Origin of the sequence: Proteus sp. G2669, assembly GCF_009915245.1 — a bacterium.
Taxonomy (GTDB): Bacteria; Pseudomonadota; Gammaproteobacteria; order Enterobacterales; family Enterobacteriaceae; genus Proteus.
This window is the reverse complement of sequence record NZ_JAABLX010000050.1, coordinates 355,866-367,666: the sequence shown is the minus strand read 5'-3', so window position 1 is coordinate 367,666 and position 11,801 is coordinate 355,866. Positions and strand designations below refer to the sequence as shown.

Annotated in this window: 10 protein-coding genes and 1 pseudogene; 4 read left to right on the top strand and 7 right to left on the bottom strand. The window is 33.7% G+C overall.

Features of this window, described 5'->3' with window-relative positions; genetic code table 11:
- Positions 1–10 precede the first annotated feature (10 nt).
- Entirely contained in the window at positions 11–1,696 is a 1,686-nt protein-coding gene (locus GWI68_RS15660; RefSeq protein WP_166540879.1) for a ShlB/FhaC/HecB family hemolysin secretion/activation protein, read from the bottom strand.
- Between the two features lie 1,046 nt (positions 1,697–2,742).
- On the opposite strand from GWI68_RS15660, the pseudogene GWI68_RS15650 reads away from it, so the two are divergent.
- The 3 genes and pseudogenes from GWI68_RS15650 (at position 2,743) to mutT (ending at position 5,969) form a co-directional block, all read left to right on the top strand.
- A pseudogene (locus GWI68_RS15650) lies at positions 2,743–4,147 on the top strand (tryptophanase).
- Positions 4,148–4,219: 72 nt separating this feature from the next.
- Positions 4,220–5,470: an aromatic amino acid transporter gene (locus GWI68_RS15645; RefSeq protein WP_166540878.1), complete on the top strand. Its 1,251-nt coding sequence runs from the start codon at positions 4,220–4,222 to the stop codon at positions 5,468–5,470.
- Between the two features lie 106 nt (positions 5,471–5,576).
- Complete coding sequence (mutT, locus tag GWI68_RS15640) at positions 5,577–5,969, top strand: 8-oxo-dGTP diphosphatase MutT (protein ID WP_166540877.1); 393 nt, start codon at positions 5,577–5,579, stop codon at positions 5,967–5,969.
- Positions 5,970–6,046: 77 nt separating this feature from the next.
- Here mutT and yacG read toward each other — a convergent pair whose 3' ends face one another.
- From yacG to ppdD, 6 genes are all read right to left on the bottom strand, one after another.
- Entirely contained in the window at positions 6,047–6,259 is a 213-nt protein-coding gene (gene yacG / locus GWI68_RS15635) for a DNA gyrase inhibitor YacG (protein ID WP_166540876.1), read from the bottom strand.
- 54 nt (positions 6,260–6,313) lie between these two features.
- Positions 6,314–7,066 (bottom strand): cell division protein ZapD, encoded by a 753-nt coding sequence (gene zapD, locus GWI68_RS15630; RefSeq protein WP_166540875.1) that lies wholly within the window; start codon positions 7,064–7,066, stop codon positions 6,314–6,316.
- Complete coding sequence (gene coaE / locus GWI68_RS15625; protein ID WP_166540874.1) at positions 7,059–7,682, bottom strand: dephospho-CoA kinase; 624 nt, start codon at positions 7,680–7,682, stop codon at positions 7,059–7,061. Before coaE ends, zapD begins: the two co-directional genes overlap by 8 nt.
- Before the next feature lie 233 nt (positions 7,683–7,915).
- Positions 7,916–9,115: a type II secretion system F family protein gene (locus GWI68_RS15620; protein WP_166540873.1), complete on the bottom strand. Its 1,200-nt coding sequence runs from the start codon at positions 9,113–9,115 to the stop codon at positions 7,916–7,918.
- On the bottom strand, positions 9,112–10,212 hold the full coding sequence (locus tag GWI68_RS15615) for an ATPase, T2SS/T4P/T4SS family (protein ID WP_208105209.1): 1,101 nt from the start codon (positions 10,210–10,212) through the stop codon (positions 9,112–9,114). Before GWI68_RS15615 ends, GWI68_RS15620 begins: the two co-directional genes overlap by 4 nt.
- 84 nt (positions 10,213–10,296) lie before the next feature.
- Complete coding sequence (ppdD, locus tag GWI68_RS15610) at positions 10,297–10,740, bottom strand: prepilin peptidase-dependent pilin (protein WP_109407448.1); 444 nt, start codon at positions 10,738–10,740, stop codon at positions 10,297–10,299.
- 211 nt (positions 10,741–10,951) lie between these two features.
- On the opposite strand from ppdD, the gene ampD reads away from it, so the two are divergent.
- Complete coding sequence (gene ampD / locus GWI68_RS15605) at positions 10,952–11,494, top strand: 1,6-anhydro-N-acetylmuramyl-L-alanine amidase AmpD (protein WP_166540872.1); 543 nt, start codon at positions 10,952–10,954, stop codon at positions 11,492–11,494.
- Positions 11,495–11,801: the final 307 nt, after the last annotated feature.

Here is an 11,801-nt window from a genome sequence, read left to right as displayed (position 1 = left end):
TGAGTGTGAATCAAAATAAATATGAAAATCTAACTAACACTTGAGTAGGGTCTTTGGTTTTATTGGAATTCGTTTGGTTGTAAAGCAAATGCCCCTTAGCAACTTCAATATCAAATTGTGCTTTTTGATATTGAAGATTTAAGCCTGAACTGAGTCCATAACCATTACGCCATCCTTCATAGTTGCCATGTTGTTGAACACGACCTGCATCTAGGCCAATTCTAGGGGTGATTGAAAAGGTATTTCTTCGATAAGGATAAGAAAGGGTATTACGTAAATACCCTCCGTTATCGCCAGAAAGCGTGCTTTGATCAAAACCGCGGATCGCATTTTTATCGGTTAAACTGAGCCATTCAACTCCCGGTAAGGTGTCAGGACTATATTGACCAATGAAAGCGCTATTGAATAAAAATGTAGAATCCGATAATGAAAAGCGATGTTGCCAATTGGCAAAAAGTTTAACTTTTGTAAAGCGATAGTCATTACCACCACCATTAGCAACATGAGGTGAGCCGTCTGCACCAAACCAACCAATGGCTTTTTCTGCGCTTAAATTAACACTGACAACGCCGTTGGAAATAATGTGTAAATGGTTGATGCCTAGCTCTACGGTTGTGAGTGCTGGACTACTTAGATCTAAGCGGATTTGGCTGAAATAGTTGCGTATCCGTTTATGTGTTATCTGCATGTTTAAGGTATCTATCTGTTTTTGACTACGATAAAAAGCGTAATCTCCCCTTAAACCTACTTGTGTGGTATTCCCGGATAAACGTATCGTACGTGTTTGTAATGCTTGATGAAATTCGTACTCTGAATAGCTACCAAAAGCACTTAATGTTAATGCGCCATAAGGTAAAGAATAGAGTAGAGTATAAGCACGATTAAAACGTGCATTTGGATTGTCTGTGGTGATGCTAGTATTTAAGCTGATAAAATCGGATAGCCCCAAAGGGCTGTCTAAGCTTGCATTCGTTCGAACTAACCAGCGTCCTGAGTTTTTTTGCCCATAATTATCACTTGAAATATTCAAGTGCCAAGGCGCTTGGCGTTGATTGGTAAGCTGAATAATGGAGCCACCTAATTGTGTACCCGGTAATATATCCAGTTTGACCTTATTGGATTGTAAACGGTTAGCTTGATCAAGTCCCTGATCAAGCTTTGACAGTTTTAGCGGTTTTCCTTCAATATGAGGAAAAAGTAAAGTTGTGTTAACACCTCGGTCACCACCCTGTATTTTTTCAATAAAGCCTTCAATAACATATAATCCAAGCTGTTGTTCTTCATTAGGGCGTAAAAATTGGACCCTGGCTGTGATATAACCATGTTGAAGGTAGCGTTGAGTTAACTCTTTGACTAATCGGTTAACGTCTGCACTTTTTATACATTGCTCTGGTATTGGTGTTAATGAATCAAGATCTTTTTCATTAAGTAAAGTAATTCCTTGAACATAAACACCATTAATAGGTAAACAATGTTCTGATTCAGTAATAAGTGTGGGGGTAGGTGAAACCTCTAATGCATTTTCTTGAAGTTGCTGATAGCGATTTTGTTCAATAAGTTGATTTATTTCACGTTGGCTATCTTGTAATGCGCGCCGCGATTCTCCCATCGAGCCTAAATAACCGGCGTCATTTGCTGTTAATCCACTGGTTGAAAATCCACTTAATAGTGTTAATAAAATAACTTTTTTTCTCATTTTACCTCAATATAAAGGTATTAATTCAAATATAAATAATATGGCTTAAATATAGTAAGATAATAATTAATGTTTTTATATTATCTTTAATTTAAAAATAATAAATACCAGTCACTCTCAATATGAAAAGAAATTAAAAATCAATGAAATAAAGATAAATTTTTATCTCTTTTAACATAAAATATCGCCATAACTAAAATGATTAATATTGATAATAGTGTTAATTAAACAAATGATTCAATTGAATGCTATCTATAACATTGATTTTCATAGTTATAATCTATCATGTTATTTTTCTCTCTGTTTAAGTTAACATCAATTTTTCTGTGTTAATTAATAAAATTTCGTTTTTTATTAAGAGAGTGTAAATAATGAGAGGAAGTTCTAGTAAATGAAGAAATTTAAAGTAATCCCTTTTCATTTGTTATTTGCAAGTTTATTAATGTTGTATTATGAAATAAAGATTTTATGAATTATTATTTCATTTTAATGAATAAAATAGGATTTATAAAAGTAAAGACATCATGTTTTCATTGTTAAATAATTAGTCATGATTAAAAGTAAGGTTATTGGGGTTTTATTTCAATATTATGAAAATGTAATATAAATACAGGTATTACCACTTAATGATATCAATAAAAATTTAAACTATAAAAAATAGTTTATTAAAAATTGAAGTAAGTGATAGTGATCACGTTAATATATTATTTATCATAAATAGTGTGATAACTGTCCAAAATATACTATTGTTATATTACTAATCGTGTTTAACTGTTATATAAATTAGCATGTAAATTGTACTATTTCCTGACTATAAGGGTTAAAGTATGTTCTCATCATTTAATGTCTTGATAATATTAAGAGGTTTCTTCAGATTGAAGAAATGGTTTAATATTGATTCTGAACTCGCCTTCTTCTTTCCTGAAAAATAATCCTTTTTTATATCTATCAAAATAATTTAATACTCTTTTTCCGTTTAATTTAAATGGAAAGATTATTTTATTTATTCGTAATTTTATAATTTAATATATATTAAAGGTATTATCATGGCTAAAAGAATTGTAGAACCATTCCGCATTAAAATGGTAGAAAAAATCCGTGTTCCTTCAAGAGAAGAACGTGAGGCTGCATTAAAAGAAGCTGGTTATAACCCATTCCTATTACCAAGTCATGCCGTTTATATAGATTTATTAACAGACTCTGGTACTAACGCAATGAGTGATCATCAATGGGCAGCGATGATCACAGGTGATGAGGCTTATGCAGGTTCAAGAAACTATTATGATTTAAAAGATAAAGCCAAAGAACTATTTAATTACGATTATATTATTCCTGCTCACCAAGGTCGTGGTGCTGAAAATATTCTTTTCCCAGTATTATTAAAATATAAACAAAAAGATGGAAAAGCGAAAAATCCTGTTTTCATTTCTAACTTCCATTTTGACACAACAGCAGCACACGTTGAATTAAATGGCTGTAAAGCAATTAATATTGTTACTGAAAAAGCATTTGATTCAGAAACCTATGATGATTGGAAAGGCAATTTTGATATTGCTAAATTAAAAGAAAATATTGCTAAGCATGGTGCTGATAACGTTGTTGCCATTGTTTCAACCGTGACCTGTAATAGTGCTGGTGGTCAGCCTGTTTCAATGGATAATTTAAAAGAAGTTTATGAAATTGCCAAACAACACGGTATTTTTGTTGTGATGGATTCAGCTCGTTACTGTGAAAATGCGTATTTTATTAAACAGCGTGATCCGAAATATAAAAATGCCACAATTAAAGAAGTTATTTTAGACATGTATAAATATGCTGATGCATTAACCATGTCAGCGAAGAAAGATCCATTGTTAAATATCGGTGGTTTAGTCTCTATTCGTGATAATGAAGAAGTCTTTACATTAGCAAGACAGCGTTGTGTACCGATGGAAGGTTTTGTCACTTATGGTGGTTTAGCTGGTCGTGATATGGCTGCTATGGTACAAGGTTTAGAAAGAGGGTACAGAGGAAGAATATCTGCACTATCGTATTGGTCAGGTACAATACTTAGGCGATCGCCTACGTGAAGCGGGTATTCCAATTCAATATCCTACAGGCGGACATGCTGTTTTCGTTGACTGTAAAAAACTAGTGCCACATATCCCTGGTGATCAATTCCCTGCTCAAGCGGTAATTAATGCTCTTTATTTAGAATCTGGTGTCCGTGCAGTTGAAATTGGCTCGTTCTTATTGGGTCGTGATCCTGCAACAGGTGAACAAAAACATGCAGATATGGAATTTATGCGTTTAACCATTGCTCGTCGTGTTTATACTAACGACCATATGGATTATATTGCTGATGCGCTTATTGGCTTAAAAGAGAAGTTTAAAACGCTTAAAGGTCTTGAGTTCGAATATGAACCACCTGTATTAAGACACTTTACTGCTAGATTAAAACCTATCAAATAAATAATACTCCACAATAATAATGGCTCTCGTGCAATGCGAGAGCCCTATCCTTATTTCAGTAAGGACTAAAAAATGGAAAATAAGTCGGTAAATAAAGAACCCTCAATTATTGTAGGGGGATTTGTGTTGGGTGGCGCCATGATCGGTGCGGGAATGTTTAGCCTCCCAACAATAATGTCTGGCGCTTGGTTTATTAACTCACTCTTTATATTGTTTATTGTTTGTTTTTTTATGTTTCACTCAGGGATTTATATTCTGGAATGTATTTCAAAATATGGGGCAGGAACAAACTACTTTCATATATCAAAAGAGTTATTGCCAACATGGGCCTGTTATCTTGCTAATGCATCTTTAATATTTGTATTATATATATTAATTTATGCTTATATTTCTGCAGCGGGTTCGATTATTTATGAGGCGTCATTATTATATGGCATTAATCTAAACCTTAAAGCAATATTTTTTGTATTCACTATCGTGCTTGGAGCAACAATATGGTGGGGAGGCGCTTGTGCGAGTCGCTTAACTTCCATTTTCTTATTTATTAAAATTGTTCTATTTGTATTCGCTTTTTCTGGTTTATTTTTTAAAGCAAGTGGCGACTTATTATTTAGCGCAACTTTTGAAGGGAAAAGCCAGTTATATCTTTATCCATTTATTTTTATCATTATTCCTTATGCGATAACTTCATTTGGATATCATGGAAACGTTTGTAGCCTTTATAAGCTTTATCATGAAAATGAAAGAAAGGTTGTTAAGAGTTGTGTGATTGGTTGTGTATTAGCGCTAGTGATTTATTTACTTTGGATGATTGGTACTATGGGGAATCTACCCCGTGAACAATTTATTACCATTATTCAAAAAGGTGGTAACTTAGATGCCTTTATTGATTCGTTATATACCGTCTTGAATAGTAAATATATTGAAGGTTTTTTATTATGGTTCTCAATTAGTGCCGTATTCTGTTCATTCTTAGGGGTAGCGATTGGTTTGTTTGACTATATTTTAGCATCACTGAAATTTAAAGATAACAAAACAGGGCGCTTAAAATCAGGTGTTTTATGTTTCACACCACCTTTATTGCTCTGCTTGCTTTTCCCTAATGGTTTCTTAATTGCAATTGCGTATGCAGGTACGGCGGCTTGTGTCTGGGCAATTATTTGTCCTGCAGTTATGGCATTGAAAGCGCGAGAAAAATTTCCTAACTCAGGTTTTAAAGTGTGGGGGGGGAAAGGGTTAATTTATTCTGTTATCGCTTTTGGTGCTGTAGGTATTATTTGCCAAACATTAGCACAGTTTGGTTTCTTGCCTATTTATCGTTAATTAATCGATATAATCAGGGAAAGAAAACCAGAGTAGCGCCATTGGATATACGTTATAATAACGTTAAGTTGTTATAATAACTGGACTATTCAATAGGTTGCCTATAATGGATAAAAAAAAGCTACATATTGCTGCGGGTATTATTTGTGATCAAAACAATAATGTCTTTATCACCCAACGCCCTCTAAAATCGCATATGGGGGGATTTTGGGAATTTCCGGGGGGAAAGTTAGAAGATAAAGAAACTCCGGAGCAGGCGTTAGTGCGTGAGTTACAAGAGGAAATTGGTATTGATGTAACACAGTGCTCGCTTTTTGAAACGGTAGAGCATGATTTTCCAGATAGGCACATCACATTATCTTTTTTCTTAGTGACTCAATGGGATAATGAGCCATACGGTAAAGAAGGGCAAGATTCAAAATGGACTTCTATCGCATCATTAAATGCTGATGATTTTCCACCGGCTAACCGCACAATTGTGGCGTTGTTACAAAAATAAAAGTATATAAATGATGTAGTAATAAATAAAATAGCCACTCCAATGAGTGGCTATTTTTTATATTCTTAATCGGAGCATTAAAAATCTTTAGGCTCAGATTGTGGCGCTTCACTCCAGTCGTCACTGTCATTGATATCGCTTTGACTTGGAATGCGTTTTGATTCGTCAGCCCATTCACCTAAATCAATAAGTTGGCAACGTTTACTACAAAAAGGACGATAAGGGCTACTTTCATTCCAAATAACTTCTGTTTGACAGGTTGGACATTTCACAATTAATTCTTCGCTCATCATCTCTCCTAGATTTCATTGGCGCGATAGGTGTTCATGGTAATCAACACAATGTTAGCAACAAGCAATCTCAAAGGGTAGTTCTAGCGGTATTGTTCCATTTTCACTATTAAGTGGTAAGAAGCGGATCGCGTAACGATTTTTATGACCAGATACTTGAGGGTAGATCTGGTGGTCAATGGCAATTTTAAGACGTAGCAATTCACCTTCTTCAGCACTATCTTGGTAAAAACCACGATGGCTTAACGCTGGTTTAAAAATATCTGATTGTCGAATAAGCGTTAGTAAGCTATTTAATGCATTTTGTAATGGTAACAAACCTGTCATCCAGTTTTGTAATCTTTCATCACGGGTGGTTTGAGGTAAACTTAACCACAAATGCAATGCTGGCACATCAAAGTTACAGCATCCACCAGGAATGCTTAGACGCTGTTTGACTAAGCTAATCACTTTATCTTGTTTTAAGTGCTGACCAATTCGCGGAGCTTGACTTAATACCGCTGCATTTTCGGCCAGTTCATTAATAATTTGAGTGACAATTTCTTTATCAACATTGGGAAATGAAAGCCATTGTTGTAATTTTTTTTGTCTTTTTTCTAATTCTTTAAGTAGTTCAGCACGAATTTCACCACGATCAAGCACTTCAATAAATTCTGATATCGCGCGGAAAAAAGAGAGTGCGGTGGGTAATGAATCAATTGTCCGAAAACTGTTAATTTGAATTAATGAGTTTTCAATTCTAAGCCATGAACGCATTTTTTCATTTAAGGGATGTTCGAAGATGATAGTTGTGATGTCATCACTCATGGCTGTTGTCCTGTAACGCTTGTTGAGCTAATTCTAAGTAATGCTGATGGAGTTGCTTAACTTTGCCAATTATATTTTGGCTATTATCGTGATTTTCAATAATATCATCAGCAGCGGCTAATCGTTCTTGTCTTTGAGCTTGTGCCTTTAAAATATAGAGTACTTGCTCTCGGCTTACGCCATCCCGTTTCATTGTTCTTGCTATTTGTTCTTCTTGGGTGACATCAACGACAAGAACACGAGAGGCTAAGTGAGTTAATTTATTTTCAATTAATAAAGGAACAACCCAAATAAAATAAGGGGTTTTAATTTGTTGTATTTGTTTTTGAGTCTCTTGCTGTATCAAAGGGTGAAGAAGATTATTGACCCAAGTTTTTTCTTCATCATTTTGAAAAATAATCTGGCGTAGCTGAGCTCGGTTTAATGAACCATCAGGCAATAAAATGTTGTCACCAAAATGTTGATGTAGCGCATTTAGCCCAAAGGAATGAGGTTCTACCACTAATCGAGCAATAACATCAGCATCAACAAGAGGTACACCTAATGAGGCAAAAGCATTAGCAATAGTGGTTTTACCACTACCTATTCCGCCTGTAAGAGCAACCGTATAAGCCATTGTGTTTATCTATTTTTAATGAATTAAAATTTGCTATTAGTATGGATATTCTAAAGCCTAATTTTGTTTTTATCACAAGATAATAACCGCAATATTTAGGTTTTATTCGGTTATTATGATAGATGATTTTCTGCTACCCTGACATCCTACCTCATAATCAGTAATAGAATTATCATCAATCAATCACTTAGCGAGAAAGATCACAATAGCATATTACTCATAAAATTTGTGATTCACTGTATAGTATCACCTAACTGTAATATAGGAAGATACATAGCCATGATTAATGTACCAATAATCAATGCAATTATCGCCATTAACATCGGCTCTAACCATGTACTGATAGTATTTAATTGTTCTTCAAGCTGATGATAAAACCAATCACTTAATTGTTGACAAAAATAGAGTAACTGTCCTGAATTTTCTGCACAAATGATAAATTGATGGCAAATGGGTGGAAAATAAGACGCATTTTTCATAAATAAACTTAATGATTTTCCTTGCGTAATGTGTTCACTCATTTGTAATAGCTGGCGTTTATAAATGGGATGTGTAAGTTGTTCTATAATAATCGTTAAGCCTTGTAATAACGGTAATCCAGCTTGTTGTGTAATACTTATTATCTGAAAAATAAGATAGAGTTGATGGTATTTTAATAGCGTACCGAAATAAGGTAGATGAAGCAAAATAGCTTGTTCATAATAATAAAAGAGTGGTGAATAATGCCGGATAAAATGATAAAGCAATATTAGCCCAATAAAGGAAACGAGCATTATAAAAATATAGTTAGAAAACCATTTTGAGAAAGAAATTAATGCTAATGTTAAATCAGGAAGCTCAGTATTAAAGGCACTGTATAAGGATTGATATTCTGGTAGAACATATAACAACATAATACTGGTAATAGAAAATAAAATAACCAATAAAAAAAGTGGGTATTTAAAAGATTTTTTTATTTTTTTAACTATTTCTTGTTGTTTTTTTAATTGTGTTATTTGAAGTGTTATGACTTCATTTAACTTTCCACTTTCTTCGCCAATAAAAATAAAGCGTACTAATGAAAGTGGAAAATAAACGGGATAACGGCTTAACTGTTTTGATAATGTACCGCCTTGCATTAAGTTAAAAATAATATCATCTAATACACATTGCCAATGAACATAACGACACTCATTTTTTAATAGCGTTAAAGCAGGTAAAAGTGCTAAACCTGAGTGAAGTAATAATGCGAGTTGTTCAAGTAATTGAATACGATATTTTTTATCATTTTCTTGGAATATCACGATTTTGTATAAATGTATTTTTATGGGAATTTTTTGTTGCTGTACTAATTTAATAAAAACATCATTATTTGATGATGCGAGAATGTTTCCTGAACACCATTCGCCTTGATAGCTCAATGCATCGTAATGATAAATTTGCTGTAATCTCATTCAATATCCCCCAGTGTTTGATAAACCTCCTCAAGTGTTGTTATCCCTTGTTTTATTAATAGAAAACCTGAATGGAGTAAATTATAGGGAGATGCATGTGCTTGTTTTGTTGGTTCAAAACAGTCATAGATTGCCGTTCTTCCTTTATAACCAGAACTGCATTGCTGGCAACCTATTGCTTGCCAATTCGGTAATTCAATGATTTCTTCATTGATATTAATCTGTTTTTTATTGGGTAAGCAGGTTTTACAATGTGAGCATAAACAGCGCACTAATCGCTGTGAAATAATCAAACTAATACAAGAGTGAATAAGATCTTTTGCAATGCCTAAATTATGTAGGCGCATTAAGGTGGCATCTGTGGAGTTAGTGTGTAATGTGGATAAAACAAGATGTCCTGTTTGTGCTGTTTTTATTGCCATTTCAGCAGTGGGGGGATCGCGAATCTCACCTACCATTATAATATCGGGATCTTGACGTAATAATGCGCGTAGTATTGTAGTAAATGTGATCCCCATTTTTTCACAAATCTGAATTTGATTAATACCATCTAGTGGTAATTCGATGGGATCTTCAACACTATTTATATTACGGTTATCTTTATTTAAATAATGTAAGCAACTATATAAAGTTAGTGTTTTTCCACTACCTGTTGGGCCTGTGACTAAAATCATACCTTGCGGTAAATTTAAATATTTTTTTAATAGTGTTAAATGAGATGGTTGAAATCCTAAATGGTTTAATTCAGGTTGTTGGAGGTTATTAATAAGGCGCAAAACGATTTTTTCACCATAAAGAGTGGGAAGTGTGGCTATTCGTATTGAATAGTTTTTATCATGATAAGACCAAGTAAATTGACCATCCTGAGGTAATCGTTTTTCTGTAATATTTAAGTTAGCCAATATTTTTAAACGTGTCACTATTTCTTCTGAAAATTCATCCGGAGGTGGAGAAAATAAATATAAATGGTTATCTATTCTGGCTCTAATTCTAAAATTGAATTGTTGAGGTTCAATATGTAAATCAGAAACACGCATTAAAATGCTATGGCGTAATAGATGTTCAATAAATTCTGTTGCTGAGTATGTGATATCCATTATTCACCTTTTTATATTTACTTTATTTGCGTTGTTTTAATACAGGAACATTCGATACGAATGCTCCCCAATATCCATAATGTATTAATATGATTTGAATATTTCAGTGCATTGCTTTTGTAACCTAGTATTAGTGGCGGAGCATTGTGTCCTCCATATAGGAAGATAATCTCCCGCATTTTTTTCTAAAGACATAACAATAGTTAGGCCTTCAAGTTGTGCTTTCCCGGTTGCATTAATGACACCATTTAATACGGATACTTCAGAAAGATATCGACTGCGAAATTGTGGTGGCATAAATGTTGAGTCAGAATCGCAATGGTGAAGTTCATTTTCATAACGACATAATTCAACGGCTGAACGATAAGGGGAGAGCGTTTGCAAAATATCGGTTAAAGCCGCTTTTTGGATATAACCTTGATAAGCAGGAATAGCAACAGAGCTTAGAATAGAAATAATGGCAATGACAATCATGAGTTCCATAAGGGTAAAGCCATTTTCAGATGAGTGATAATTAAGTGCGTTCATCTAGCGTCCTCCTTGATTAATAGACACTAGAAGTATGAAAAAAAAGGACTTTATTGGCGAATAGATAAAATAAAATTTGAGTAAAATATCGAAAAGAAAACAGAGTTATACAAAATTAACCTTTATTATTGAGAGAAAGTTCGCATTTATTGATGAATATGAGTTAATAAAATTATTGATAATAGCTAAAACATAGTAGAAGAGGGTTGATGTGGAAATTAAACAAGGTTGGCTTATTGATGTAAGAAAAGTACCTTCACCAAATCATGATAAAAGGCCTGAAGGCGAAGCCCCCTCTTTACTGATTGTTCACAATATCAGTTTGCCACCAGGTCAATTTGGTGGGCCTTATATTGATAGGTTATTTACCAATACGTTATCAGAGGAAGATCATCCTTTTTTTAGTGAAATAATCGACTTAAGAGTATCTGCTCATTGTCTTATTCGGCGTGATGGTGAAATTGTGCAATATGTGCCTTTTACAGATAGAGCGTGGCATGCGGGCGTTTCTTTATATAAAGATAGAGAAAAGTGCAATGATTTCTCTATTGGTATAGAGCTTGAAGGCACTGATAATTGTGATTTTACACCAAACCAATATCAGCAATTAGCCAAGATAACTCAATCACTTATTACGCTTTATCCTGCCATTAAAGAGAACATTACAGGGCATAGTGATGTTGCACCAAATAGAAAAACAGATCCAGGGCCTCACTTTGATTGGGACTATTTTCATAGTTTGTTAACGAAATAACAGAGATGAGTGAATTAAAATCTGATTGTAATGATTATTTATTCAATTAATTATTGCTGTCACGCTTCAGTTTGACTGTTTATGTGTTTAAAAAACGTTAAAAAATTTATTTTTAACGTTTCAGTATAATGCGATCTAGTTATCACTTTTGATGAATTTTTAAAATAATTTGTTAAAATTTGCAGGTTTTTATGATTTCGCTCAACAACTGTATGGACAGTTAGTGAATACTTTGTTACTTTATTATCCGTTATATTAAATTGGTATTACCAATTGACAACTCAATCACAAAGGTAATAGTTATCCA